General features: G+C 32.7%; 32 protein-coding genes and 1 tRNA gene. 13 read left to right on the top strand and 20 right to left on the bottom strand.

Annotated elements, in window-relative coordinates:
- Nucleotides 1–2: 2 nt before the first annotated feature.
- The 4 genes from purQ (at nucleotide 3) to C6H31_RS02585 (ending at nucleotide 2,583) form a co-directional block, all read left to right on the top strand.
- Entirely contained in the window at nucleotides 3–656 is a 654-nt protein-coding gene (gene purQ, locus C6H31_RS02600; protein ID WP_104697239.1) for a phosphoribosylformylglycinamidine synthase subunit PurQ, read from the top strand.
- Nucleotides 657–660: 4 nt separating this feature from the next.
- Complete coding sequence (locus C6H31_RS02595) at nucleotides 661–1,788, top strand: SH3 domain-containing protein (RefSeq protein WP_104697238.1); 1,128 nt, start codon at nucleotides 661–663, stop codon at nucleotides 1,786–1,788.
- Nucleotides 1,775–2,470 carry a 1-acylglycerol-3-phosphate O-acyltransferase gene (locus tag C6H31_RS02590; RefSeq protein ID WP_104697237.1) on the top strand — a complete coding sequence of 232 codons (696 nt, stop codon included), beginning with the start codon at nucleotides 1,775–1,777 and terminating at the stop codon, nucleotides 2,468–2,470. The genes C6H31_RS02595 and C6H31_RS02590 overlap by 14 nt, the downstream gene beginning before the upstream one ends.
- A 37-nt stretch (nucleotides 2,471–2,507) precedes the next feature.
- A tRNA-Ala gene (locus C6H31_RS02585) sits at nucleotides 2,508–2,583 on the top strand.
- A gap of 7 nt (nucleotides 2,584–2,590) precedes the next feature.
- On the opposite strand, the gene trpS is transcribed toward C6H31_RS02585, so the two are convergent.
- On the bottom strand, nucleotides 2,591–3,574 hold the full coding sequence (trpS, locus tag C6H31_RS02580; RefSeq protein WP_104697236.1) for a tryptophan--tRNA ligase: 984 nt from the start codon (nucleotides 3,572–3,574) through the stop codon (nucleotides 2,591–2,593).
- 134 nt (nucleotides 3,575–3,708) lie between these two features.
- Here trpS and secG point away from each other — a divergent pair, with 134 nt between their 5' ends.
- The 6 genes from secG (at nucleotide 3,709) to C6H31_RS02550 (ending at nucleotide 7,039) form a co-directional block, all read left to right on the top strand.
- Nucleotides 3,709–4,050, top strand: a complete 342-nt coding sequence (gene secG / locus C6H31_RS02575; protein ID WP_104697235.1) for a preprotein translocase subunit SecG — start codon at nucleotides 3,709–3,711, stop codon at nucleotides 4,048–4,050.
- Between the two features lie 4 nt (nucleotides 4,051–4,054).
- Nucleotides 4,055–4,612, top strand: a complete 558-nt coding sequence (gene frr / locus C6H31_RS02570) for a ribosome recycling factor (RefSeq protein WP_104697234.1) — start codon at nucleotides 4,055–4,057, stop codon at nucleotides 4,610–4,612.
- A 1-nt stretch (nucleotide 4,613) separates the two neighbouring features.
- Complete coding sequence (pyrE, locus tag C6H31_RS02565; RefSeq protein WP_104697233.1) at nucleotides 4,614–5,231, top strand: orotate phosphoribosyltransferase; 618 nt, start codon at nucleotides 4,614–4,616, stop codon at nucleotides 5,229–5,231.
- A 2-nt stretch (nucleotides 5,232–5,233) separates the two neighbouring features.
- Nucleotides 5,234–5,659 carry an RDD family protein gene (locus C6H31_RS02560; RefSeq protein WP_233709899.1) on the top strand — a complete coding sequence of 142 codons (426 nt, stop codon included), beginning with the start codon at nucleotides 5,234–5,236 and terminating at the stop codon, nucleotides 5,657–5,659.
- A 76-nt stretch (nucleotides 5,660–5,735) separates the two neighbouring features.
- A complete protein-coding gene (locus C6H31_RS02555) occupies nucleotides 5,736–6,428 on the top strand; it encodes a F0F1 ATP synthase subunit A (RefSeq protein ID WP_104697232.1) in 693 nt (230 codons plus the stop codon).
- Nucleotides 6,429–6,589: 161 nt separating this feature from the next.
- On the top strand, nucleotides 6,590–7,039 hold the full coding sequence (locus C6H31_RS02550) for a hypothetical protein (RefSeq protein WP_104697231.1): 450 nt from the start codon (nucleotides 6,590–6,592) through the stop codon (nucleotides 7,037–7,039).
- Here the strand turns inward: C6H31_RS02550 and C6H31_RS02545 are convergent.
- The gene (locus tag C6H31_RS02545) at nucleotides 7,036–7,623 is read right to left on the bottom strand and encodes a flavin reductase (RefSeq protein WP_104697230.1); all 588 of its coding nucleotides are present in this window, start codon (nucleotides 7,621–7,623) and stop codon (nucleotides 7,036–7,038) included. The genes C6H31_RS02550 and C6H31_RS02545 overlap by 4 nt on opposite strands.
- Nucleotides 7,613–8,620, bottom strand: coding sequence for a lipopolysaccharide heptosyltransferase II (gene waaF, locus C6H31_RS02540; RefSeq protein ID WP_104697229.1), 1,008 nt, complete (start codon nucleotides 8,618–8,620; stop codon nucleotides 7,613–7,615). The genes C6H31_RS02545 and waaF overlap by 11 nt, the downstream gene beginning before the upstream one ends.
- 85 nt (nucleotides 8,621–8,705) lie before the next feature.
- Here waaF and hisS point away from each other — a divergent pair, with 85 nt between their 5' ends.
- Together hisS and C6H31_RS02530 are read left to right on the top strand one after the other, a co-directional pair.
- Nucleotides 8,706–10,028, top strand: a complete 1,323-nt coding sequence (gene hisS, locus C6H31_RS02535; RefSeq protein ID WP_104697228.1) for a histidine--tRNA ligase — start codon at nucleotides 8,706–8,708, stop codon at nucleotides 10,026–10,028.
- A gap of 9 nt (nucleotides 10,029–10,037) precedes the next feature.
- Entirely contained in the window at nucleotides 10,038–10,775 is a 738-nt protein-coding gene (locus C6H31_RS02530; protein WP_104697227.1) for a hypothetical protein, read from the top strand.
- Here C6H31_RS02530 and ychF read toward each other — a convergent pair.
- The 9 genes from ychF to C6H31_RS02485 form a co-directional block, all read right to left on the bottom strand.
- A complete protein-coding gene (gene ychF, locus C6H31_RS02525; RefSeq protein ID WP_104697226.1) occupies nucleotides 10,772–11,872 on the bottom strand; it encodes a redox-regulated ATPase YchF in 1,101 nt (366 codons plus the stop codon). The genes C6H31_RS02530 and ychF overlap by 4 nt on opposite strands.
- A gap of 1 nt (nucleotide 11,873) precedes the next feature.
- Complete coding sequence (locus tag C6H31_RS02520) at nucleotides 11,874–13,319, bottom strand: leucyl aminopeptidase (protein WP_104697225.1); 1,446 nt, start codon at nucleotides 13,317–13,319, stop codon at nucleotides 11,874–11,876.
- On the bottom strand, nucleotides 13,316–13,930 hold the full coding sequence (locus tag C6H31_RS02515; protein WP_104697379.1) for a DedA family protein: 615 nt from the start codon (nucleotides 13,928–13,930) through the stop codon (nucleotides 13,316–13,318). Before C6H31_RS02515 ends, C6H31_RS02520 begins: the two co-directional genes overlap by 4 nt.
- Nucleotides 13,931–14,036: 106 nt before the next feature.
- Entirely contained in the window at nucleotides 14,037–14,588 is a 552-nt protein-coding gene (gene apt / locus C6H31_RS02510; protein ID WP_104697224.1) for an adenine phosphoribosyltransferase, read from the bottom strand.
- Entirely contained in the window at nucleotides 14,585–14,929 is a 345-nt protein-coding gene (locus C6H31_RS02505; RefSeq protein ID WP_442778068.1) for a hypothetical protein, read from the bottom strand. Before C6H31_RS02505 ends, apt begins: the two co-directional genes overlap by 4 nt.
- The gene (rpiB, locus tag C6H31_RS02500; RefSeq protein ID WP_104697223.1) at nucleotides 14,929–15,366 is read right to left on the bottom strand and encodes a ribose 5-phosphate isomerase B; all 438 of its coding nucleotides are present in this window, start codon (nucleotides 15,364–15,366) and stop codon (nucleotides 14,929–14,931) included. Before rpiB ends, C6H31_RS02505 begins: the two co-directional genes overlap by 1 nt.
- Nucleotides 15,367–15,954, bottom strand: coding sequence for a site-2 protease family protein (locus C6H31_RS02495; RefSeq protein ID WP_199768117.1), 588 nt, complete (start codon nucleotides 15,952–15,954; stop codon nucleotides 15,367–15,369).
- 84 nt (nucleotides 15,955–16,038) lie between these two features.
- Nucleotides 16,039–16,920, bottom strand: a complete 882-nt coding sequence (gene lepB, locus C6H31_RS02490; protein WP_104697221.1) for a signal peptidase I — start codon at nucleotides 16,918–16,920, stop codon at nucleotides 16,039–16,041.
- Entirely contained in the window at nucleotides 16,917–17,765 is an 849-nt protein-coding gene (locus C6H31_RS02485; protein WP_104697220.1) for a bifunctional 5,10-methylenetetrahydrofolate dehydrogenase/5,10-methenyltetrahydrofolate cyclohydrolase, read from the bottom strand. The genes lepB and C6H31_RS02485 overlap by 4 nt, the downstream gene beginning before the upstream one ends.
- Nucleotides 17,766–17,833: 68 nt before the next feature.
- On the opposite strand from C6H31_RS02485, the gene C6H31_RS02480 reads away from it, so the two are divergent.
- A complete protein-coding gene (locus C6H31_RS02480) occupies nucleotides 17,834–18,172 on the top strand; it encodes a c-type cytochrome (protein ID WP_158654701.1) in 339 nt (112 codons plus the stop codon).
- Between the two features lie 19 nt (nucleotides 18,173–18,191).
- Here C6H31_RS02480 and C6H31_RS02475 read toward each other — a convergent pair whose 3' ends face one another.
- The 8 genes from C6H31_RS02475 to C6H31_RS02445 form a co-directional block, all read right to left on the bottom strand.
- Nucleotides 18,192–19,289, bottom strand: a complete 1,098-nt coding sequence (locus C6H31_RS02475) for a hypothetical protein (RefSeq protein ID WP_104697219.1) — start codon at nucleotides 19,287–19,289, stop codon at nucleotides 18,192–18,194.
- Between the two features lie 8 nt (nucleotides 19,290–19,297).
- Nucleotides 19,298–20,632, bottom strand: a complete 1,335-nt coding sequence (locus tag C6H31_RS02470; protein ID WP_233712806.1) for an MBOAT family O-acyltransferase — start codon at nucleotides 20,630–20,632, stop codon at nucleotides 19,298–19,300.
- 104 nt (nucleotides 20,633–20,736) lie between these two features.
- A complete protein-coding gene (locus C6H31_RS02465; protein WP_104697217.1) occupies nucleotides 20,737–21,450 on the bottom strand; it encodes an SDR family NAD(P)-dependent oxidoreductase in 714 nt (237 codons plus the stop codon).
- Between the two features lie 138 nt (nucleotides 21,451–21,588).
- Entirely contained in the window at nucleotides 21,589–21,840 is a 252-nt protein-coding gene (locus C6H31_RS02460; protein WP_104697216.1) for a MaoC/PaaZ C-terminal domain-containing protein, read from the bottom strand.
- Nucleotides 21,827–22,033 carry a hypothetical protein gene (locus C6H31_RS07170; RefSeq protein WP_233712805.1) on the bottom strand — a complete coding sequence of 69 codons (207 nt, stop codon included), beginning with the start codon at nucleotides 22,031–22,033 and terminating at the stop codon, nucleotides 21,827–21,829. The genes C6H31_RS02460 and C6H31_RS07170 overlap by 14 nt, the downstream gene beginning before the upstream one ends.
- Nucleotides 22,017–22,739, bottom strand: a complete 723-nt coding sequence (locus C6H31_RS02455) for a class I SAM-dependent methyltransferase (protein WP_233712804.1) — start codon at nucleotides 22,737–22,739, stop codon at nucleotides 22,017–22,019. Before C6H31_RS02455 ends, C6H31_RS07170 begins: the two co-directional genes overlap by 17 nt.
- Nucleotides 22,736–22,975: an acyl carrier protein gene (locus C6H31_RS02450; RefSeq protein WP_104697215.1), complete on the bottom strand. Its 240-nt coding sequence runs from the start codon at nucleotides 22,973–22,975 to the stop codon at nucleotides 22,736–22,738. Before C6H31_RS02450 ends, C6H31_RS02455 begins: the two co-directional genes overlap by 4 nt.
- Nucleotides 22,962–24,734 (bottom strand): HAD-IIIC family phosphatase, encoded by a 1,773-nt coding sequence (locus C6H31_RS02445; protein WP_104697214.1) that lies wholly within the window; start codon nucleotides 24,732–24,734, stop codon nucleotides 22,962–22,964. The genes C6H31_RS02450 and C6H31_RS02445 overlap by 14 nt, the downstream gene beginning before the upstream one ends.

The following is a 24,734-nucleotide window of genomic DNA, read 5'->3' as shown; positions in this document are numbered from 1 at the left end:
AGATGATTGCAATACTTCAATTTTTAGGGACAAATTGTGAGAGGGATATGCAGTATGCATATGCAGAAAAACTAAACCAAGAAGTTGCAATCATATGGCACAAGGAAAAATCACTCCCAACACATACAAAACTTGTTGTTATTCCAGGTGGTTTTAGTTATGGAGACTATCTTAGAAGTGGAGCAATTGCTAGATTCTCTCCAATTATGAAGGCGGTGATAGAATATGCACACAATGGAGGATTAGTACTAGGTATTTGCAATGGTTTTCAAATTCTTACAGAATCTGGTCTATTGCCAGGTGCTTTGAAGAGAAATTCTAACTTATCCTTTATTTCCAAAAATCAAGAATTAATCATCAAAAACACGGATAATAAGTTTTTACAAAGCTATCAAGTTAATCAAGAAATCATTCTTCCAATTGCACATGCTGATGGAAGCTATTTTGCAGATCAAGAAACTTTAGCTTCCCTTGAAGAGAATCATCAAATTTTACTCACCTACAAAAATAATCCAAATGGTTCATTGATGGATATTGCAGGCATTTGCAATAAGGATAAAAATATTTTTGGATTAATGCCTCATCCTGAAAGGGCAATTGAACCTATACTTGGCAATGATATAGGGATACATATGCTAAAATCACTTTGTGGTTAGTTTGATGGTTTTTATTAAAAAAATCTTTTTATCCCTTTTAATTCTATCTTTTGCTTTTACACAAGAACATGATTTTGAGGAAAAAACACTAGAACTCCCTTTTTCTCCCTCTAAAATTATTTACATTAAAAATATAACTCCAAAGGAAATTTTAGATTCAACACTATATATTGGTCAAAAAATTGAAGCCACTTATAGTCTATTGCTTCTTTCTGATGCTAAACTTTTTGATATTAGCTATGAGGCACCCATAAAATCTGATGGTGTGGAACTTATAAATCAAGATGAGATTTCTTGGAAACTACAAAGTGATGGAACTTACCAAGCAAAATATATCTATAAAATCATTTCAAAAAATGCAAAATTACCTCAAATTAAAGCAACTGCTATATCCAAAAATGAAAAATATCAAGATATTGCTATTTCGCCTAAAGTGTCTCTTGAAATCTACAACCTTAAATCCAACCCAAAATATTCTGGGGTTGTAGGAGATAGTTTAAAAATACTGCGTTCAAAAACAAAACGCTATGATGAGGCTAATAATATTTTAGTATTAGAAATACAAAGTGATAATGCCAACTTAGAAGATTTTTCTCTACCATATACAGATATCGTTAAACAAGAGTTCCAATCCATAGAAAAAGATAAGGGGATTTTTTATTGTATTTTTCCCAAAAAATACTCTAACTTTAGTTTTGACTTTTTTTCTTTAATAAAAAATCAATTTGAAACTCTATCTATTCCAATTGTAGTCTCTCAAGATAGCACTGCAGGACAAGATGATTTAAAACCTAAGAATATATTTTTGCTTTATTCTACTTTGTTTTTAATAGTAGCTATTCTTATTTGCATTGTAGTTTATATTTTCTTTTGGCGTAAAAAAATGGTTTTATTAATGACTCTATGCTTGTTTGTTTATCTCTTATGGCATATTTTTTATCGTAACGATATCATTTTACAAAAAGATCAAATTATTAAAATATTGCCCACTCATAACTCAACAACCCTCTTTATTGTGAGCAAACCTATGGTTGTTGAAATCATTGGGAATCACCAAGATTTTTATAAAATCATAACTCCTGATGGACGAATTGGTTGGATTGAAAGGGATAAGAAAAATGACAAGAATTAAAGGAATTTATGCAACTTTTCTCATTGCTGTGGGGCTAGCTGTAATAATGTTTTTTATTTTTTTAACCAGAAAAAAAAATAATGCTTTTTATGCCAGAAGGGCTTGTAAAATTTGGTTTCCTCTCAATGGTTTTAAACTTGAAAAAGTAGGAGAATTTGATAAAGAAGCAACACTAATTGTTATGAATCATCAAAGTCTTACAGACATCTTATGCCTTGAAGCATACCATCCTAAAAATATCTGTTGGGTAGCAAAAAAACAACTTGGTGATATTCCTTTTTATGGCTATGCACTAAGAGGTCCTGAAATGATTTTGCTTGATAGAGAAGATAAGAGAGGATTGGCTTTTTTACTAAAAATGGCAAAAGAAAAGATTGATCAAAAAAGACCTTTGGTTATATTTCCAGAAGGAACTAGAAGCAATGGATTAGAGGATTTTCTACCTTTTAAGGCTGGAGCAAAAATTCTTGCTGAAAAATTTAATCTAAAGATTCAACCCATTGTTTTAGTTAATACAAGAAAACTCTATCACACTTCTCCCTTTGAGAGCAAAACAAATAGGGCAAGAATGATTATAATGGATTCTTTTACTCCAGATCTAAAAAATGAAAACTGGTATGAAGATTTAACCCAATCAATGCACCAAACTTATCTCAAACACTATCAAGAATTAAATTCCTAATTTTGTGCTATAATAGCACTCTACAACCTCATTAATTGGGGCATTAGCTCAGTTGGGAGAGCACAACGCTGGCAGCGTTGGGGTCAGCGGTTCGAACCCGCTATGCTCCACCATTTTATCTTAAATCAATCCTATGAGTTTTTTGGCTTTTTGGTAAGTTTCTGAGGCTATTTCCTTTGCTCTAGCACTACCCTCCTTTAAAATTGTCTGAATATATTGCTCATCCTGAGACAATTCCTGATATTTTTGCTGAATTGGGGTTAATTTTTCAATTATAAGATCTGCAAGTTCTGCCTTAAAAACACCATACCCTTTTCCTAGAAAGTGGTTTTCTATTTCTGCCCTTGTCTTTCCACTAAAGGCCTCATAAATACTTAATAGATTATAAACCCCAGCTCGCTCATCATCAAAAGTAATTAATCCTAAAGAATCTGTTGTGGCTTTTTTAATTTTCCTTCTAATATCATCTGCACTATCAAGTAAAAATATTGCGTGATTTGCACCTTTTGCTGATTTACTCATTTTTACAGTAGGATCATCTAGCCCCATTACTCTTGCACCTAGTTTTGAAATAAGAGGTTCTGGAATCTTAAAACATTCTCCAAAATCACGATTAAATTTTTGTGCCACATTCCTTGCTAATTCAAGATGTTGTTTTTGATCCTCTCCCACAGGAACCAAATCTGTTTGATAAAGCAAAATATCTGCTGCCATTAGTGCAGGATAATTAAATAATCCAACATTAATATTCTTTGGATTTTTTTTAGATTTATCCTTAAACTGTGTCATACGGCTCATCTCTCCCACTGATATATTACAATCTAATATCCAAGCAAGCGCACCGTGTTCATCTACTTCGCTTTGAATGAAGAGATGTGACTTTTTAGGATCAATACCACAAGCAAGTAGTACTGTAGCAAGCTCTAAGGTTTTTTTTCTTAGAATTTCTGGATCTTGATGGATTGTAATAGCATGAGAATTGACAATGCAAAAAATATTTTCATAACTATCTTGAGAATCTACCCAATTTTTAACAGCTCCTAGATAATTCCCCAAATGAATTTGCCCCGTAGGTTGAATGCCTGAAAAAACTTTTTTTATCAAAACTTACTCCTTATACCCTTAAACATCTACTATTATAAATAAAAGCCTGGATCGTATTATAAAAGAGTTTAACCTTATCATCAAGTTTTTTTTGATAAAATACCGCCTTATTCTACATAGTTTGGAGTTGTTTTATGATAAGTATCCTTTTTGTCTCTCAAATTATACTTTCTCTTCTTGTTGTGATTGTTGTTTTAATGCAAAAAAGCTCAAGTATTGGCTTAGGGGCTTATAGCAGTAGCAACGAATCTGTATTTGGCGCAAAAGGTCCTGCAAGTTTTATGTCAAAGCTTACCTTTACTCTAGGGGCCTTATTTTTAGCAAATACAATTGCTTTGGGATATTTTTACAACAAGGATTTCAAAAAAAGTTTAATTGAGACCAACAAAGAAACAATTGTGCCACAAAGTCCATTAGAAAATAAATTACAAACACCAAGTGCACCTATTGCACCTTTATTACAAAATAAGGAGTAATTTTATGCTACAAGAAATTTTTACACACGCAAAAAGCCATATGGAAAAGAGTGTTGAATCATTAAAAAGAGATTTTTCTACCTTAAGAAGTGGAAAGGTTTCTGTGAGTATTTTAGATAATATTAAGGTTGATTATTACTCAAGTCCAACACCTCTTAATCAAGTAGGATCTGTGATTGCACAAGATGCTACAACAATCATTATCACTCCTTGGGAAAAAAATCTCTTAAAAGAAATCGAAAGGGCGATACAAGAGGCTAATATCGGGGTAAATCCTAACTCTGATGGAGAAGCAATCAAGCTTTTCTTTCCTCCTATGACCCAGGAACAACGCAAAGAAATTGCAAAAGATGCAAAGGGGATGGGAGAGAAGGCAAAAATAGCCATTAGAAATATCAGACAAGAGTGCAATAATCAAATTAAAAAACTTGAAAAAGATAAAACCATTACAGAAGATGAAAGCAAAAAGGCACAAGAAAATATTCAAAGCTATACAGATGAGTTTGTAAAAAAAATAGAAGACTTGACAAAAAACAAAGAAGAAGAAGTAATGAAGGTTTAAAATGAATAAGCTTGATATTGTTGAATATTATAAGAAAGCTAATGCACTATTAAAGGGCCATTTTTTATTAAGTAGTGGAAATCATTCTGACACCTACTTACAATCTGCAAGAGTCCTAGAAGATCCAAAGAATGCAGAAGTGCTTGCCCAAGCTCTTGCATATCAAATTAAAGAATATGGAATTGAGGTAGATTGTGTGTGTGCTCCTGCATTAGGAGGTATTTTAGCTGGATATGAGCTTGCTAGAGCACTTGGAGTTAGATTTATCTTTACAGAACGCGTAAATGGGAAAATGGCTTTAAGAAGGGGATTTGAAGTCAAAAAAGAAGAAAAAATTCTCATTTGTGAGGATATTATTACCACTGGTGGCTCTGCTTTGGAATCTGCACATTGTGTTCAAGAGAAAGGCGCTATCATTGTAGCTTATGCAGGATTGGCAAATCGTGGTTTTTGTAAAAGAGTAGGTGGAAATGCCACAAAAAAACCTGAGTGTAAATTACCTGATAACACTCCACTATTTGCATTAGAAGATTTTGTTTTTAATATGTATGAGCCTAATGATTGTCCTTTATGTAAAGAAGGCTCTCAAGCTATTAAGCCAGGCAGTAGAGGAAATTAAAATTGAAGGAAGTTTTACAAAAAACCTTACTAATCCCAAGACTTAAGGCTTTTATTATTGATATTTTTATGATTTATGTCCCAATTTTGTACTTTGTAACCTATTTTATCTTAGGGAGTGCTGAAGCCTTCAGGAATAATCCTTATGCTATTTTTCTTTGCTCTCTATTATATGGATTAGTTAGCTCATTTCTCTTTTATCTCAAAGAGCAAACTCCTGGTTTTAGGTATGCATCAATTAAGTTGGTAAATCTTGATGGTAAGCCCATTGGATTTTTAAAAGCTCTTGTGAGGTTTTTTGTTTGGTTAATTTCCATGGCACTTGTTATAGGATTTTTTTTTCCTTTTTTTAGTAAAACTAAGGAATGTTTGCATGATTATATCTGCAAAACAACAGTTAAGGTCAAAGATCTTGATCTTAAATCTTAATTAATTTTATGCTCTTTTTCGGTCTAGATTTGATAGAATAAGACAATTAGGTGTTGAATAAATTTAAGGAAGGAATATGGAATTAGAAAGTAGATTTTTTACTTTTGCTGGTCTTATTAGTGGGGATCATACCTTTATCATTGGGTTTCATACAATACTATGTGCTCTTCTTGCAGTATTTTTAGGTAAATTAGCTACGGAGAAAATGCAAATTGTGCCTAGTGGTCTACAAAATATTTATGAGGCAGTTATATCTGGGATGTTAGGGGTTGCAAAGGATGTAATTGGTGAGCAATATGCACTCCGATATCTTCCGCTTACTGGTACAATTGCAATCTTTGTTTTCTTTTGTAATATGGTGGGCATAATCCCAGGATTTGAAGCGCCTACTGCAAGCTGGAATTTCACCTTAGTTTTAGCTTTGGTTGTTTTTTTCTTCTATCATTTTGAGGGAATTAAGGCTCAGGGTTTTGTTCATTATTTTAAACATTTTATGGGGCCTATTAAACTTCTTACGCCCTTGATGCTTCCAATTGAGATTATTTCGCACTTTTCTAGAATCATTTCCCTTACTTTCCGTCTCTTTGGTAATATTAAAGGTGATGATATGTTCTTGCTTGTGATGCTGATGCTTGTTCCTTGGGTTGTCCCTGTGGCTCCTTTTTTAGTTCTTTTCTTTATGGGAATCTTACAAGCTTTCATCTTTATGATTCTTACTTATGTTTATCTTGCAGGTGCAGTCTTGGTCCAAGAAGAGGATCAGCATTAAAAAAAATAACTCTATATTAGAGTTATTTTTATCTTTCATTACCTTTTTAACTTCACTTTTTCTATAGTTGTATTCTTTTTCATAATCTTTATTTTTAAGCCTTTATACCTTTATATATGGAATATTTTTTGCTTTGTATTTTGTAAAACTTAGGGGAACTTATGCAAATACAAAATCAAAATCATTCACTATCAAATATTCTTTCCAAACGCTACCAAGAGAATATTTTTCAAACTAAAAATGCATCAGAATTACAAGAGTTAGAGAGTCAGTCAAACTACATAAAATTATCAAACCAAAATGCACAAGATTATCTTGATCTCTCTCAAGACTACAAAAAAATTAAACAAATTAGACCCTATATAAAAGATGCACTCAAAGATGTCCCTTCATTTCTAGCACTTGCCGATAAGCTAAAAAGAGAGGCTCTTATTAACCAACAAGAAGAAGTGGCGATGGATTTTTTAGCTAAAAAAAGCCCTAAACTTGACTTTGATAGCTTTGAGGCCACCAGAAAGCAACAAGGAATTAATCCAAAAATGCAACAAACCATACAAAGCTTGATGCAAAAATTGCAAATGATAACTTACTTAAATCATACAATGGTTTAAATAAGTTCTGTAGGCTTTATAGCCTTTGTTGTTATCTGATATTCTTTACCTACTCTACCAACATTATCAAACCGAAAATCCAAATTTGGATTATAAAATTCATCATCGATAAAAAACTCTTTTGCTTCCATTAAAACCGTTTTTGAGCTTTTTCCAATTTTTAAGATATCAAGAAAATCACACAAAAAGGCTCCTTTTGTATGCTCAGGTATAGGAGGATAAAGAGGATTTATTACCTTTAATTTAATATCAAAAACCAATGCTTCACTTGTTTGAGAATCTATTTCCTGAGAGGTTAGATGCATTGATTTCAAGTTTTTCATATCACACATGCATATCGTTGCCCTTCTTTCTTCAAGAATATTTTTAAAGGTATCTTTAAGATCTCCATTGCTCTTAAGGGAAAAACATATAGAAAATGCTACAGGATCTGTACTAATTGGTGCAAAAAAAGAAAATGGAGCCATATTGACCACTCCATTGTTATTTACTGTAACTATCCAAGCAATGGGTCTTGGTGTTACAGAATTGCTTAGTATTTTATACTTTGTTAATAAAGAAGATGTTGCGAGATCAATTTGCATAATATTCCTTTAAAAGTTGATGAATAGCTTGAATTACCTCTTGTGGTTTTATACTTTTCATACACAGATGATGTCCTAAAGGACAGATCTTTTTTTGACAAGGTGAGCATTCAAGATGCTTATTAATAATAATATTTTTAGTATTTTTCCAAGGAAGGCAATATGTCGGATGAGTGGCACCAAATAAGGCCACCAATGGTATATCTAAAGCTGCTGCAACATGCATCGGACCACTATCATTACTTAAAAAAATATCCAAACTTGCAATCCAATCTATTAATTCTAAGATGTTTGTTTGATTACTTAAATCCAATAAATTTTCTAACCTATCTTCACCTACCTCTTTACAAACATATTTATAGATCTCTTGATTATTTAAAGCTTCCTTTCCATTTCCAAATAAAATAACTCTAAAACCAAGTCTTAAAAAATAAATTACTACTTGAGCAAAATATTCGGGATACCAGATTTTAGATGCACCAAAAGCAGCTCCTGTACTAATACCAAGAGTCTTTATCTGACTTTTTTTTCTTGGATGGGCAATAAGTTTTAACCCTCCTAAATTACCTATTCTAACATCCAATCCTTTTTCTAATAACTGTGCATAAGATAATACTTGGTGTTTGGTTTTTATCTTTGGAACTCTTCTTGTTAAAAGATAATTTCTCAATAGCCCCCTATATCCGATTCTAATCGTAGTTTGAGTAAAAAAAAGCAACAAAGCTGAGTAAAAATGATTTGTAAAAGTGATAGCAATGTCACATTTTCCTATTATCTTAGCAAGTCTATAAGTTGCAAAAAAACGACTTTTACTCGTTTTTGTTTTATCTATAAAAATTTTTTCTACTCTTTTATCTCTTTTATATAATTCACATACTACTTCAGGTCCAACTAAAACAAAATTAGCTTGAGGATAATAACTTTTTAAGAATTCAAAAATAGGAGATATCATTACCCCATCTCCTAGCCAATTTGGCATTCTAATCAAAACTCTCATAAACCCCAACTCAAGATGTCTTTTATGATAATTTTACACAAAAGTAGGTAAAATTACCAAAAACTTAAAAGATCGGAGCAAGAGAATGTTAGTTACACCAAGGACCCTAAGTGGTTTTAGAGACAGACTTCCTAATGAAGCTATAGCCAAAGAAGCTCTATTAAGAAAACTTGTGGCAGTTTTTGAGAGTTTTGGTTTTGTCCCAATTGAAACTCCCCACTTAGAGTATGCAGATGTTTTAGTTAAACAAGGGAGTGATGAGATTCAAAAAGAACTTTATCGCTTTCAAGACCACGGAAAAAGAGATGTGGCTTTGAGATTTGATCAAACCGTTCCTTTGGCAAGATTTATTTCCCAATATAAAAATGAAGTGGGACTGCCTTTTAAGCGTTATGCCATTGGCAATGTCTTTAGAGGAGAGAGAGCTCAAAAAGGAAGATATAGAGAATTTACGCAGTGTGATTTTGATTTTATTGGAAGCGCAAGTGTTGCTTGTGATGCAGAGGTTATTCAGGTGATCCATGCATCATTAATGAGTCTTGGTATTAATGATTTTATTATTTGGCTTAATCATAGAAGCATCTTGAATGGTATTTGTAGATATTTTGGAATTACTGAGGAAAAAGCCGTTCAAGATACACTTCGGATTATTGATAAAATTGAAAAGATAGGTCTAGAGGCAACAAAAGAGGAATTAAAAAAGAATCTACAACTTACTGATAAGAAAGCAGAAGGTTTGCTACAAACAACAAGTATTAAGCAAACACAACACAAAGAAGAGTTTTTTAAAGAAATCGCATTTATGAAACAATGGGATGATGAGCTTAAAAAAGGTATTGAAGAAATAGAATCTATGTGTAAAATATTAGAAGATTTGGAGATGGATAGTGACTGCTATCGTGTTAATTTCTCCATTGCAAGGGGACTTGGCTATTATACAGGCATTGTATATGAAACTACTTTAAATCGCCTCAAGACACTAGGAAGTGTTTGTTCGGGGGGTAGATATGACAATCTCACAAGAACTTTTTCAAAAGAAGCTCTTGGGGGCGTTGGAGCTTCAATTGGACTAGATCGTCTCCTTGCGGGCCTTCAAGATTTAGGTTTTATAGATTCTAAATCTACAACTGCAAGAATTCTTATTGTATGTACACATCAAGATTATTTGCCTTTTGCACATAAACTAGCAGAATCTTTCCGTCGTAGTCTTGTAAATACTGAAGTCTATCCAGAAGCCCATAAACTTAAAAAGCAGTTAAGTTATGCAGATCAAAAAGGGCATGAATTTGCTATTATTATTGGAGAGAGAGAATTTCAAAGTAAAACGATTACATTAAAAAATATGACAACGGGAATGCAACTTGAGTGCTTAAGCTTTCTTAAGACATTAGAAATTATTAAATCATAAAGGATGAAAATGAAATGGCTAAAATGTATTAGCATAACCCTAATAAGTCTTTTGCTATTTTGTGGTGGTGGATTTTTTTACTACTTTCTTGGTTCTTTTTTTCAAAAAAACCCTAAAGAATTAAACATTCTTCAGGATTTTTACGCAAACACAAAGGTAAAATCTGAAACTCTAAAAGCATCTTTAGAATTTAGTGCTTCACCAACACTTAGCACTAAACCTGTTCTCTCACAAGAAGATAAAAAAGATATTGAAAAAATTTTTGAAAAAATTACCCTAAGAATTAAACAAAGTGATATTTGTCATCCATCTGGCTACTCTATCCAGCCTACTTTTGATTATAAAGATGGTAAAGAAGTCCCAAATGGGCAAAGAGTATATTCTAATATCCAATGTGCCTTTCATCAAGATAGAATCAAAGAATATAAAGAAATCTTAGCGGATTTAAATCTTATGTTGGGAGGTCAGCTTATCCTTTCAATACCTATCATAGAACCAGATATCACTCAAAATCAGCTACAAGATGCCCAACTTACACTTAGAAACCAAATCCTTGAAAAAGCAGAGGGAGCAAGAAAAGACTATGAAATTACTCTTAAAAAGGAGTGTAAAATTAAAGAGATAAACTTTGCACCACAATCGCTAGATTCTTCAAAACAATTGATAAGTATGCAACAAGAGCCTATTGTAGCAGATCAAGACAACACTATTACATCAAGTGCAATAGTGGTTTTTCGGTGTAATTAGACATTAAACTTAAAGTGCATTATGTCGCCATCTTGGACGACATAATCCTTACCCTCTACTCTCAAAGCACCGGCCTCTTTTGCCTTTGCTTCTCCCCCGTATTTGATAAAATCATCATAACTAATCGTTTCTGCTTTAATAAAACCTCTTTCAAAGTCTTTATGAATAACACCTGCTGCAACTGGTGCACTAGAACCCTTTTTAATAGTCCAAGCTCTCACTTCTTTAACTCCAGCAGTGAAATAACTAATAAGACCTAATTTATAAAAACCTGTACGGATAATTTGCTCCAACCCGCTTTCTTTGCAACCCAAGCTCTCTAAAAACTCTTTTTTTTCTGCTTCTTCCATTCCAACCATATCTTCTTCAAGCTTTGCGCAAAGCTTAATTACTTCGCAGTGGTTTGCACTTGCATATTGTTTTAAAGACCTTATATATTCATTATCTTGAGCCAAGAAATCTTCTGAAACATTCGCACCAAAAATTATTTCCTTGTTGCTTAAAAACCTTAATTCCCTATTTAGATTTTTAAACTCATCTCTATCTTTCTCAATAAAGCTTCTTACTGGCCTTCCTTCCTCAAGATGCTTTTTTAATTCCAAAGCAACATCAAGCATATTCTTAGCCTCTTTATCTGCCTTAGCTTGTCTTACAAGCTTTTCTATCCTCTTTTCCAATGTAGCCAAATCTGCCAGCAAAAGCTCTAAATCAATAATTTCAATATCTCTAATGGGATCTACACTTCCCTCAACATGCGTAACATTTTCATCATCAAAACAACGCACCAAATGCAAGATCACATCAACTTCTTTAATGTTGCCCAAAAACTGATTACCTAATCCCTCTCCTTTATTTGCACCTCTTACAAGACCTGCAATATCAACAAATTCAACCATGGAATGTAAAATCCTCTCTGGTTTTACAATTTTTGAAACCTCATTTAATCTAGAATCAGGAACTTCCACAACAGCACGATTTGGCTCTATGGTACAAAAAGGATAATTTGCTGATTGCGCATTTTGGGCCTTTGTCAGTGCGTTAAAGGTGCTTGATTTTCCAACATTAGGAAGTCCTACAATACCTATTGATAACCCCATTTTAACCCCTTGAGGCAATATCGCTAATAAATTCTATACCCGCACGCACACCTGCTCCACTAGCGCCATAAGCATTTACATCCCAATCTCTCTCAACAAAAGCTGGTCCTGCAATATCAATATGCAACCATTTTTGTTTAAATTCTTCGCGGATAAAAGCCCCTAGGAAAATTCCTGCGGTGATTGCACCACCATATCTAGAGTTTGAAATATTACAAACATCAGCTATTTTTGATTCAATAAGTTTTTCTAAATGTCTATTAAAAGGCAATCTTGCAACCAACTCACCACTATTTAGGGCTTGAGTTTCAAATCTCTTTTTAAGCTCTTCATTATATCCCATAATTCCACTTGTATATTCTCCAAGACCCACAACACAAGCGCCTGTTAATGTGGCAAAATCTATCAAATAATCTGGTTTTAAATCCTGTGCATAGCTCAAACAATCTGCTAATACTAATCTACCTTCTGCATCAGTATTGCGAACCTCAATTGTTTTTCCTTCTCTTGAGTATAAAATATCATCAGGTTTATAGGCATCCCCACCAATCATATTTTCAGTGGCACCTACAATTCCATGCACCTCAACAGGTAATTTTAATTCACAAATAGCCTGCATAATCCCAATGACTGCACATCCCCCACCTTTATCTGCTTTCATTGTTACCATAAAATCTGCAGGTTTTAAGCTTAAGCCTCCACAATCATATGTCAATCCCTTCCCCACAAGGACAACTCTTGCTTTTGGTTTTTTTGGTTTATAGCTCAAATGAATCAAGTAAGGATCATGAGCTGAAGCACGATTTACTGCTAAAAATGCATTCATATTCTCTTTTTTAAGATCTTTTTTATCAAGAATGTTGCAATCTATTTTATTAGTTTTAGCAATTTGTTTTGCCCATTTAGCTAAAAACTCTGGTGTAGCCTCATAAGGCGCTGTATTTACCACATCTCTAACATCACAAATTGATTGAGCAACCACAAATGCCCTATCAATTTGTTCTTGATGTGGGAAAAAGGCATCTTTTTTATATCCATCATTTATAATATAAACTTTCTCTAGTTTATTCTCTTTTTTCTTGCTCTTATACTTATCAAATTGGTAAGTCCCTAGGAGCATTCCCAAAACCAAAGCATAAGAACAACTCTCATCTCCATATACCCCGATTTTAAAACTTTTAAAATTTAGATTCTTAAAATACCAAACTGCGCTACATCCAGCCTCACGCAAACAATCTGGACTAATCTCATCAATCCCTATATATAATACTTTCTCTACCTGATCAAAAAAGCTTCCCTCACCCTTATAACCAAACTCTTCTAATCTCTTTTTATTAACAAAATGATGATCCAAATCCTTATTAACAACAAAAACCACACTCGCTTCTGCTTCCTTTGCCTGCTTGGCCTTTAATTCACTTAAAACTATTTTTATTTTATCTTTCATTTTTTATCCTTCATAAGTTCTATTTGAATTTTTTTATCAATTTTTTTTGTGTTCATATTAAAATACCATAGCACCCCTAATAAAAAGATAGCAGCGAATACAACAAAAATATAAGGATATCGCTTAAAAAACTTTAATACTTCAAGAATTGCATCCCCTAAAAACCAAGCAGGTATAATTGTAATTGCCGCCCAAACCAATGCACTGATAAAATTAATAATGGCAAATTTCAATGCGCTATACCGCGTAAGTCCTATGCTAATAGGTATGATCGTCCTCATTCCATACATATACCGCTGTATAAAAATAATTGGCCACCCATACCTTTGAAGCAATAAATGGGCAAGTGCTAATTTTCTACGCTGGGAAGCTAATTTTTTTTGTATGTATTTTTTATTCAATCTCCCAATATAGAAATAAATTTGATCTCCAACAAAACCACCTAGACCTGCTACAAAAATTGCAATCCATACATTTAGATGACCTGTATGAGCAGCAATACCTGCAAAAATCAGCCCAAGCTCCCCCTCCAAAATACTCCATAAAAACAATATGACATATCCCCAATCTGCAACATATCTATCCCAAAACCCTATGATAAGCTCTTCTATTGAAAAATCTATATGCTTTACATATAAAAAAACTAATCCAACAAAACCTATAAATAGGCAGGCAAGTAACAACCGCCATTTAGCCCTCTTGTTCATCTATAAGCCTCTAAATTTCTAATACGCTAAACATTTTTGTTTGCAACTCCTGCAACCCCTCAAACTCTAATAATCTAATCAAGAAACAAGCCTCAACGCAATTTCCCCCCGCTTCTTTAATTAGATCTAAACTCGCTTTTGCTGTTCCAGCTGTAGCAATTAAATCATCTATTAAAAGAACTCTTGGTCTTTGCATTCCCCTAAAAGCATCTTGATGGATTTCAACTACATCTACCCCATACTCTAGGACATACTCTTTTTCAAAAGTCTTAAAGGGCAATTTACCCTTCTTTCTAATTGGAACAAAACCTGCTCCAAGCTCAAATGCCAACGCCCCACCAAAAATAAAACCTCTAGATTCTATCCCTACAATAAAATCCAACTCATACTCTCTATATCTTAGGGCTAAGTTTTTAATCAAGGAATTAAAAAGTTCCCTATTGTTTAATAAGGTAGTAATATCTCGAAACAAAATGCCCTTTTTTGGGTAATCCTCTATCTTCCTAATAGAATCTAAAAGATCTTGTTGGAATTCCTTTGTATATAACAGATTTTCACTCATAATAAAGCCTCTATTTTTTGTTCTAAATCTTTAATACGACTCTTATATTTATCTGTTTCTACACGATATTGAGTATTTCGTTGCTTTAATGTTTTTAATTCATTCTTTAAATTATTTAGCTCTTGAGTTAATAAATCAATGTTCCCAAGGGCTCTTTGCAATTGGAGCTGATGTTTTTGAATCAAAATCTCTGCTTCTTGTAGGGTAAGCTTCATAGAAGCTGATGCTCTCTCCTCTTTTTCTGCCACAGATTTAAAATAAATTGTCTTAATAGACATATATAAAACAAATAATATAAAAACGGTAATAAAAAACCATTTCATCAAATTGCTATCAAACATCAATTTCCCTCTAGCTCAATCTTTTGAATCCTTTGAAGATGCCTACCACCCTCAAATTCTGTATCTAAAAATGCTTCTAAAATAGACTCCACTTCACCAATACCACTAAGCCTAGCCCCCAAACAAAGAACATTTGCATCATTATGTAAGCGTGTCATTTTTGCCATATAAGAATCTGTACACAAAGCAGCCCTTATGCCCTTAAATCTATTTGCACTAATACACATTCCAATCCCTGTACCACAAACAAGAATACCTCTACTATCTTGATTTTTTAAGATGGCCTCGCATAGTTTGTGTGCATAATCTGGATAATCCACTCTCTCTGATTCTTGGGGCAAAAAACACTCTACTTTTATTTCTCTTTTTATTAAAAAATCTTTTATAAAGCCAGCAAGTTCAACTCCAGCATGATCTGTAGCCAAAAAATACTTCATTTACACTCCTAACGATAAGAAAAATTCTATCAAAAAATTAGTAGGATAAAAAAATATTTTAGATAAAGGTGTAGCCAGGATAAATAAAATTATTAAAATGCCAAAATTCTGCATTCTAGATAGAAAATCAGCCATCCTACTAAAACCAAATTTTAAAGCAAAAAACCTCAAAGCCTGTGATCCATCTAAAGGTGGAATAGGCCAAAGATTAAAGATACCTAATACAATGTTATAAACTACAAGATAGTAAAAAAGAAGATAAAAGAACTTAGATAAATTACTATCAAAAGAATCACCTATCCATTGATTTAAAATAAAACTTGCAAACAATGCAAGCAAAAAATTATAAGCAATACCTGCTAAACTCACATAAATTGCTGGCATATAGCCATATCGTGAAATAATTTTATGCATATTAATAGGAACAGGCTTTGCCCATCCAAAAAGAAACGGCGCTTGTGCAATAAAAAGCATTAAGGGTAAAATAATTGATCCCATTAAATCAATATGTTTAATGGGATTTAAACTCAACCTTCCCTCTGATTTTGCAGTGTCATCGCCATAATAATAAGCAACAAGACCATGCATAATCTCATGTCCAATAACTGCAATTAAAAATGCACTAATCAAGCAAATAATTTTTAAAGCCTGATTTTCTAAAGAAAACACTGCTTAAATGTCTCCTTTTTCCAAAGTCTTTATACTCTTAAACATCCTATCCCAGCGAATTGTATAGCGCATCTTTACATTATCTTGGGCCCCCACCTCTTCACTATTTGCCAAATTTAAACTCAAATAAATAAACCAAGGAGTCCCAATAATATTTTTATAAGGCACTGTTCCCCAAAACCTTGAATCATCACTATTATCCCTATTATCTCCAATCATAAAAAACTCATTCTGGGGAATCTTTTTATAAAATGCTTCTCCACCATTTAAATCAATGGGTTGCATAGAGATATGCCCAACACTTGGATTTTCTCCATCAAAACCAAAAATAGGTTTTTCTAGATTTCTTGCTAAATTTCTCATTAAATAAAAGGTGGAGTTTTCTCTTGCATATGAAATTCCCTTATGATCTTGCATATAGGGGTTTAGAACAAAAATTTTGCCTGCAAACTCTAGCATCTCCATGCCCTTATAATGCTCTTTCATATACTCATTTCCCTCAAAGCAGTGTAAATACAACCCTTTTGAAGTGAATAAAACCTCATCTCCACCTACTGCAAAATTTCTCTTTACAAAATAAACTTTTTGCTGATGAGGCGGAATGAAAACTACAATATCTCCACGTTTTGGATGTTTCCCTTCTATCAAATGACCATTATTAAAAAAATCTGGAACTACAGGTAAATCCACCCAAGGAATTCTAGGTGTAGGTATCCCATAAGAAAATTTTTTAACCAGTAGCATATCTCCTTCATATAAAGTTCCTACCATAGATCTTGATGGAATCACAAATGCCTGTGCTATAAAGAAAATAAAAAATAAAACGATGATGATAGTCCCTGTCCAAGTTGATGAAAAATGGCGTAAAGCTTTAAGAAAATTCATTGCAACCTCTTTCTGATTTTTGATGCTGTTATAGTATTTTGTAATAATGCTGATATCGTCATTGGACCTACACCGCCAGGAACAGGGGTAAAAAAGCTACTCTTTGATGCTACATCCTCACTCACATCTCCCACTAACTTGCCATTTTCCAATCTACTAATCCCAATATCTACAATAATAACTCCCTCTTTCACCATATCTCTTGTAATTAGATTAGGCTTTCCAACTCCCACGCAAACAATATCTGCCATCTTTGTAAAAACAGAAATATCTTGCGTATGGATATGGCAGATGCTAACGGTAGCACCCTCTTTTAACATTAATGCTGCAAGAGGTTTGCCTACAATATTACTTGCCCCCACAATTGCCACATTCTTACCAAGGACACTAATCTTATAATGATGTAATAGTTGCATCACTCCCATTGGAGTAGCCGGAAATAGTGTTTTAATTCCAGCATGCATTCTTCCCATATTATAAGGATGAAATCCATCAACATCTTTACTAGGATCAATAGCTTCTAAAACATCTTGGGTATTAATATGAGATGGCAGAGGTAACTGCACTAAAATACCATCAATTCTATCATCATTATTAAGATCTCTAATTGCATTTAATAGTTCCTCTTGAGTAATACTTTTGTGATAAGTCTGCACAACAGAATTAATTCCCACACGATGCGATGCTTTTGCTTTCATACTTACATAGGATGCGCTTGCTGAATCATCGCCTACTAAAATAACAGCTAGTGTAGGGATAATGGATTCTTTGCGTAGTTCTTCAACCTCCTTTACAATCTCTTCTTCCTGTGTTTTTGCTAATGCTTTGCCATCTAAAATAACCATTTACAACCTTAATTAAAATATTTTTAATTATAATACAAACAAATTAAAAAGCACATAAAAGGGTGGGTATGAAACAGGCTTGGCTAGTGTTGATGCTATGTATTTTTATGTATAGTAAAGATGAGAGTTTTATCACAACTGAAGAATATGGTCAAGAGCTCTACAAGAATCCAAGAGGTATTGGATGCATCCAATGTCATGGAAAAAAAGGAGAGGGAAAAATAATTGCAATTTATAAAGAGAAAGGGAAACAAAAGGTATTAAGAGGACCTGATATTACAAAGCTTGATTTTCAAACCTTTAAAATTAAAACTCTGCAAGATAAAAGCGTAATGCCAAAATATCACCTTACTGGCGAAGAAATTGAAGCGATTTATCTCTTCTTAAAACAAAGTACAACGCCATAGTTTTTTATCTCAAATCTACCTAATTCTTGCCCATTAAAATATCTATCAATGGCTGGACATTATATTGATTGGTTTTATCTTCTATGGTTTTGAGAAATGAATCTATATTTTTTGTATTGATAATGTGCTTATGCTCTGCGATACTATCAATTTGCATTACATTTGCTTCCATACTATAGTGCACATGATCTTTGTAGTTTGAAAGGTCATCTACATAATCTAAATCACTTAAACCATAAATTACAACATTAGTATACTTTTCACTCTCATCTACAAACCATTTTAAAATCTGAAAATATTTAGTTATATATTCCTCTTTACTGGTTTTGTAAAAATAAGTGGGGTAAATTGGTATTAAAAAATAAAATTTTGTTTGAGGATGCTCTTTTACTAAAGAAAAAATATAATCTTGCACATGTTGTTTAAAAGATTCCACATTAAAATTCTTAGAAGTAAAGCTAAAGGTCTTATTTCGCACTCGCTTTAATCTAGCAATCTCTTCCTGTCTTTCAGCCTCATTAGCAAACCAGTTGTTATATTGTCCTAGCCTTGTTAGAGTATGAGGATCATCCATCCAGTGAGTAAGATTCTCCAAATCCTCATAACCTACACATTTTTTTGATTTAGAAAATACAAGAGCACAGCCAATAAATTTTCGATTCAAATAAACCTTTATATCATTAAATGGATTTTTATCATATAAAAAGCTGTAGCTTCTCACATCATCTTGCCCCTCTTTGGCCAAGCTGACATTAAGTCCATAGATTATATTTTTTGGCTCTTTTGTTACAAAGAGATACTTCAATATGATGTATTTTTCATAAAACCCTGATCCTACGGGTGTGATATTTACCCACTTATCTCCAAGTTTATATTGTGTATACATTGCAGGAATATTTTGAGTTGCCGAATCTCCAATAATAAAAGAATCAAAATCATAATGCTTGATAATCCCTTTATCTTGTAGACGCATATCTTTAGAAAAAGTAGTCTTTCTAAAATAGGGCTTATGAAAAACCTGCAGGGGATCATAGAGAAAAAGCCAAAAGCATACTATCCCTATAAAGATACCGCTAAGACCTAACACAAAAATACTAAATCTTTTATAGTTTTGCATTATCAAACCTAAAAATTAAAATAAATGAATTCTTGATATCTCACCCCAACACAGCCCAAGATTCCAACTGCAAGCAAAAAGGCTGTAAAAAGAGCTGTTTTTAAATCAGTCTTTAATGCTTGCATTTTTTCAATGCTATTTTTAAAGCATAGGCACATCATAAATCCTATGATTAGCATTGCTATAGTAAATTCACTTCCATTGATGTTACGCAATAAAGAGGGAATGAGATGTTTTCCTTCAGGAAGACTTACCCAAGAAATCCCCAATAAAGAGCGCAATAAGTTTAATGCACCCTGAAAACTTTCCGCTCTAAAAAATACCCAAGCAATAAGAATGGTAAACATCATAAGCAACCATCCTAAGGGCTTAAGCATTTTAATTTTTATCCTTTTTTGCCAAAAATGATTAATTACTAAAGCAATTCCATGAATACAGCCAAAAATAAAGAAGTTCCATCCAGATCCATGCCAAACACCTGCAATCACAAAAGTAACAAATGTAGAATATAAAATTACACCAAAACTAGCTTTCCTAAAGGTTCTAATAATGGGTGTATAAATATAGGTTGTAATAAAATTGGTTAAAGAGATATGCCATCTCTTCCAAAAATCAATGATGTTGGTTGCCTTAAAAGGGGAATTAAAATTAACTGGTAAATTGATATTAAATAATAACCCTAGTCCAATTGCCATATCACAATAACCACTAAAATCAAAATAAAGCTGAAGGGCATAAGATAAAAGAGTTACCCAAGCTTCAAAAAAGTTTAATACTCCACCATTATCTACTATATTAAATCCCGCATTAGCCCATTGTGAGAATGTATCAGCAATGATGACTTTTTTAAATAATCCCAGAGAAAAGATAAAGATTCCCTTTGCAATATTTTCAAAATTTAGTCTTTTTTTCTTATTATCTGCAAACTGTGGCATCATTTGCTTATGGTGAAGAATGGGTCCAGCAATAAGATGTGGAAAGAAAGTTACAAACAATGTGTAATTCACTAGATTGCGCTCTTCAACTAAGCCCTCATAACAATCTACCAAATATGCAATTTGAGTGATTGTAAAAAAAGAAATTCCAAGTGGAAGAATGATATGCAACAAATTAAAATTTGTCCCAAAGACAAAATTGAGATTCTCTATAAAAAAGTCCATATATTTAAAATAACAAAGCAATCCAATATTCACAATCAAGGCAAATATAAAGAGGATTTTTGATATTTTTCTAAACCTGCATATGAAAATAGAAACTGTGTAGTTAAATAAAATGGATCCTAATAAGAGTGGCAAATAAACAACATTCCAATAAGAATAAAAAAACAAGCTTGCTAGAACCAAAAAAATCCTAGAGGCTCTAAAGCAATTTTTATAATTACAGAGATAATATATCCCAAAAACAATAGGCAAAAAGACAAACATAAATTCAAGAGAGCTAAAAATCATTAGAAATTTTCCCCTCCAGTGATAGGAATATTCACCCCATTGATATAATCGCTTTCTTCTCCTAGAAGCATTTTAATCACTGGAATAACATCTTTAGTCTTTGCATTCCTTTTTAAAGGATGGTTGATTGCATTGAGCTCAACAATTCTAGAATCTATACCTTCTAAGAATTTAGTTTCTATCATTGAGGGTGAGAGTGCATTAAATTGGATATTATAATTCCTATATTCACTAACAAGGGATCGCATCAATCCTAAGATTGCATATTTTAAACTTACATAAACACTTAATGCCATGGGTGGCATACCTACAACACAGCTTGAGAGCATAAAGACAACTTTTTTTCTTTTTTCTTTATTTTTAATCATCTTAGGCAAAAGCTCTTTTAAAATCATAAAAATAGATCTCAAACCAATATTAAAATGAGAATGGAATAAATCCAAATCAAAATCCTTAAATCTTATATTTTCAATCTTAGGAGAAGCCAGAAAAACAATTTTATTAGGAATACCAATCTCTAAAATCTTACAGATAAAATTCTCTATAGATTCCACATTCCCTAATTCACAATGCAAGGGGATGATCCCATCTTCTTCTTTTATAACCCCTGTATTAAAATGTGCAATTACCAATGCCTCTTTCTTAAGATCTTCTATCAGATCTCTCCCAATATCAGAACTTGCTCCTAAAACTAAAACTATATCTCTATCCATCTCACAATACACCTAATTTAATTTTTGCTTTTGAAACCTTATTCCCCCCCCCCTACTTCTTCTCTAAAAATACAAGCCTTTAATTCTACCTGTTTCTAAGCTTCATTGATATAGCTTACCTCACCACATACCAATAACTTAAATCCCATGCAATAAGCAATATTTACCCGGTAAATACATTCCTGCAAGCCTAGAATAAAAACTAGTTGTCAGCAATCCATAAGTCACTTTGTCTACAAATCCTTGACTCTTTGCATATTCTACCTGGGTATGCAGAGGGTTTGTATCTCCAGAAATCTCTGCAAATAAATTCATATGTTTTTCCTCTAATACTACTTCAAAGCTTTCTTGCATACCGATAAATAAATCTTCAATCCTATATTCTTTCATTTTTCTCCAATATTCCAACCATTAAAACTGGAAATTTTCTTTCTAATGCCTTTTTTAAATCATAATTATTTGCAGCAAAATATGCCTCTTCTACTATCTTAAGTCCTGATTGCTTAACTACCTGATGTATATCATCTGGTGATGAAAATAGGAAAATATGATCAATATCAGGAGCATTAATAGGTATTGTCACAAAAAGTCTTCCCCCCCCCCCCTGTATCTTTTAATAAACTACCAGCTTTTTTTAAAAATTCTTTAGGCTTTTCTACATGCTCTAGCACTTCTCCCATCACGATCAAGTCATATTTTTCTTGAGACTCAAATGTCAAAAAATCCCCACATATAAAATTTGCTTTCACATGATCTTTGAAGTTAAAATCTATAATATCTCGTGTCATTCTACAGCTTGTTGGTGAGATATCAATACCAGTATGGGTATCAAAAATTCCTGCTTCAATTGCTTTTAAAAAATATTCTCCATGACCAGGACCCACCTCAAGATATTTTGCATCTAACAAAGATTGCATCTTTTCTAAATAATTGGTAAAAAAAACTCTAGTGTTAATATGAGCACTCCAAGTGTAGGAAGAAATGGATAAACCTATCATATATTTTTGCATATAGCTTTCATTGAAATAAACCTGATCTTTTACTTCCTCAAAAGTGCTATAGCGGTAGCGATGATTCTCTAGAAAAAATTTTGTTTCCTCTAAATTCTTATTTAAAAACATTAAATAGCACTCTGCTTGCTCTTTAATATCTAGTCCCATCTTCTCTTGATAATAGGATAATAACTTCTCAAAATCTCTTATATCCTTTTGTGAAAATGTAAGGGATTTAAGATGTTTTGAATGGATGGGGTGTTTTTCTTCTATTATCTTAAAAAAATGTTCAATCATACCTTTGCCTCAATAAGAGCAATCATATCACCCACATTTTTAAGATCTTGTAATTCTCCTAATGCAAATCTTATTTTAAACTCTTTTTCAATACTACTTACTAAGCTAATATGCATTAAAGAATCCCACTCCTCGATATCATTTGCTGTAGTGGCTTCGCTAATCTCCAAATTTTCATCATCAAAAATATCTCTAAAAATTTCTTGTAATCTTTCTTTAATTTCATTTGTTTGCATCATTTACTCCTATAATAAAATTTTTATTTTGGTAATTTGTAATTTCAAGCTCCCAAATACTATCATCATCAATCTTTTCAACAAGAGAAAAACCAAAATCCTCATAGAGCTTGGAAACCATCTGATTTTTTGCACTCTTTATATAATATCCTCGTAATTTTTTCACCCCCTTCTTTTTTGCTAGAGCAACAAATTCATCTAGCATTGCATATTCCATATTTCGCTTCAAAACCCTACAACTCATAAGCCACAAATCCAAATGACAAATCTCTGATTCAATTCTCCCTATACTAATGGCAATCAATCCATTATCACCATACTTATCAATCAATCTCCCATAAAGTGTGATGTAATCTTGATTCTTACTCATTGACTCCACAGCCGCAAAATCATAGCGCTTTGTTGTGCAATTAAACTGATTGGTTTTATTGATAAGTTGAGTAATTCTCTCCAAATAGATAGGACTAAACTCTAAAATCTCTGCTTGCATTTGTAAAGATTTCAAAAAATCCTCATAGGATGAAAAGTTACTTACTTCTTTTTGACGCTGCATATTTTGCAAATAATATTCACCCCTAAGCGCATCATCTTGTGAAAATTGGATAGTCTCAAAAAAATAATTCCGATCAATATGTGTAATAAAATCTACTACATTATCCCCAACATCAGGAACGCTTACAAGAGGAAGATTTGTCCTTACTACTTCTCTTTCAACAGGGTTATCATCAATAAATACTAAGCTATCCTCGCCTATATTTAGAGTTTGTGCGATCTGCTTAATATTTAGAGATTTCATTTCCCAATTTGCCATAAAGCAAGCAAAGTCATCAAATTTTAAAATACTTCTTGGATGTGCCAATCCCTCCTTAGCATTACTCACTTCATTCTTTGAACATACAGATAAAATTACTCCTCTTTGCTTTAATTCAAGAATATATTCTTGAAAAGCGCTATATGCTTCCCCTAGGGAACTTTCATCACCTATCACAATTCCATTAATTCCATCATCACCAATCACTCCTCCCCAAAGAGTATTGTCCAAATCAAGCACCAATCCTTTTTTACTCTTTCCAAAGATTGCTGCAATCAGATGAGCAAGGCTAAAAGATAGCTCTATCATTCCCTCCATACTCATTGCATATTTTGCTTGATAATATAAACTTTTATCAAAATATCTATCTAGCCCCATCATTGAGCTTAGATAAGCAATATCATGAAGATATATCTTAGATGACTTTGAAATCCTTTCAGCTAGCAAGGTATTTAACTCTCTAACAAGTCTTACTCTACCTTGCAGGGCATCAAAATTACCAAATAATCTAGTCATAGGCAATTCAAAATTATTTTGAATAATTCCGCAATTAAATCGCTCTAAAGCTTTCCATATACTCTCAAATTTTTCTAAAACTTCTTGCAAAGCCTTAGTGCCATCTTTTGCATAATTTGATGGTGCTTTTAGATTCACAATGCTTGTATGTATATAAATCAAATCTGGCTTAAAATTTTCTAATAATTCTGTCCCAAAAAGTGCATCTTCATAATACCTATTGTAATCAGACTCATAAAAATTAGCTTTGATTCCTAGGCTTAATAAAAAAATCTCCAAAAAGTCTTTAATTTCTGCTGTGCTAGATCCCCCTAAAATTGCAATATTTTTTTCTAAGCATTCTTGTTTTGAAGATTTTTCTATGAGCCCCTTTTTTAAAGAACGCTTCTTTCTTGAAATCATTTTATAATCTAGTGGAAAACTAAAATTCAT

Source organism: Helicobacter sp. 'house sparrow 1', assembly GCF_900199585.1.
Taxonomy (GTDB): Bacteria; Campylobacterota; Campylobacteria; order Campylobacterales; family Helicobacteraceae; genus Helicobacter_H.
Note: the sequence above shows the minus strand (reverse complement) of the source record. Positions and strands in the feature narration are given on the sequence as shown.

Coding starts and splice junctions, on each gene's coding strand:
- purQ (WP_104697239.1), top strand. CDS start 3: ATGATTGCAATACTTCAATTTTTAGGGACAAATTGTGAGAGGGATATG.
- C6H31_RS02595 (WP_104697238.1), top strand. CDS start 661: ATGGTTTTTATTAAAAAAATCTTTTTATCCCTTTTAATTCTATCTTTT.
- C6H31_RS02590 (WP_104697237.1), top strand. CDS start 1,775: ATGACAAGAATTAAAGGAATTTATGCAACTTTTCTCATTGCTGTGGGG.
- secG (WP_104697235.1), top strand. CDS start 3,709: ATGATAAGTATCCTTTTTGTCTCTCAAATTATACTTTCTCTTCTTGTT.
- frr (WP_104697234.1), top strand. CDS start 4,055: ATGCTACAAGAAATTTTTACACACGCAAAAAGCCATATGGAAAAGAGT.
- pyrE (WP_104697233.1), top strand. CDS start 4,614: ATGAATAAGCTTGATATTGTTGAATATTATAAGAAAGCTAATGCACTA.
- C6H31_RS02555 (WP_104697232.1), top strand. CDS start 5,736: ATGGAATTAGAAAGTAGATTTTTTACTTTTGCTGGTCTTATTAGTGGG.
- C6H31_RS02550 (WP_104697231.1), top strand. CDS start 6,590: ATGCAAATACAAAATCAAAATCATTCACTATCAAATATTCTTTCCAAA.
- C6H31_RS02545 (WP_104697230.1), bottom strand. CDS start 7,623: ATGCAAATTGATCTCGCAACATCTTCTTTATTAACAAAGTATAAAATA.
- waaF (WP_104697229.1), bottom strand. CDS start 8,620: ATGAGAGTTTTGATTAGAATGCCAAATTGGCTAGGAGATGGGGTAATG.
- hisS (WP_104697228.1), top strand. CDS start 8,706: ATGTTAGTTACACCAAGGACCCTAAGTGGTTTTAGAGACAGACTTCCT.
- C6H31_RS02530 (WP_104697227.1), top strand. CDS start 10,038: ATGAAATGGCTAAAATGTATTAGCATAACCCTAATAAGTCTTTTGCTA.
- ychF (WP_104697226.1), bottom strand. CDS start 11,872: ATGGGGTTATCAATAGGTATTGTAGGACTTCCTAATGTTGGAAAATCA.
- C6H31_RS02520 (WP_104697225.1), bottom strand. CDS start 13,319: ATGAAAGATAAAATAAAAATAGTTTTAAGTGAATTAAAGGCCAAGCAG.
- apt (WP_104697224.1), bottom strand. CDS start 14,588: ATGAGTGAAAATCTGTTATATACAAAGGAATTCCAACAAGATCTTTTA.
- C6H31_RS02505 (WP_442778068.1), bottom strand. CDS start 14,929: ATGTTTGATAGCAATTTGATGAAATGGTTTTTTATTACCGTTTTTATA.
- rpiB (WP_104697223.1), bottom strand. CDS start 15,366: ATGAAGTATTTTTTGGCTACAGATCATGCTGGAGTTGAACTTGCTGGC.
- C6H31_RS02495 (WP_199768117.1), bottom strand. CDS start 15,954: ATGCATGGTCTTGTTGCTTATTATTATGGCGATGACACTGCAAAATCA.
- lepB (WP_104697221.1), bottom strand. CDS start 16,920: ATGAATTTTCTTAAAGCTTTACGCCATTTTTCATCAACTTGGACAGGG.
- C6H31_RS02485 (WP_104697220.1), bottom strand. CDS start 17,765: ATGGTTATTTTAGATGGCAAAGCATTAGCAAAAACACAGGAAGAAGAG.
- C6H31_RS02480 (WP_158654701.1), top strand. CDS start 17,834: ATGAAACAGGCTTGGCTAGTGTTGATGCTATGTATTTTTATGTATAGT.
- C6H31_RS02475 (WP_104697219.1), bottom strand. CDS start 19,289: ATGCAAAACTATAAAAGATTTAGTATTTTTGTGTTAGGTCTTAGCGGT.
- C6H31_RS02465 (WP_104697217.1), bottom strand. CDS start 21,450: ATGGATAGAGATATAGTTTTAGTTTTAGGAGCAAGTTCTGATATTGGG.
- C6H31_RS02460 (WP_104697216.1), bottom strand. CDS start 21,840: ATGAAAGAATATAGGATTGAAGATTTATTTATCGGTATGCAAGAAAGC.
- C6H31_RS02455 (WP_233712804.1), bottom strand. CDS start 22,739: ATGATTGAACATTTTTTTAAGATAATAGAAGAAAAACACCCCATCCAT.
- C6H31_RS02450 (WP_104697215.1), bottom strand. CDS start 22,975: ATGCAAACAAATGAAATTAAAGAAAGATTACAAGAAATTTTTAGAGAT.
- C6H31_RS02445 (WP_104697214.1), bottom strand. CDS start 24,734: ATGAATTTTAGTTTTCCACTAGATTATAAAATGATTTCAAGAAAGAAG.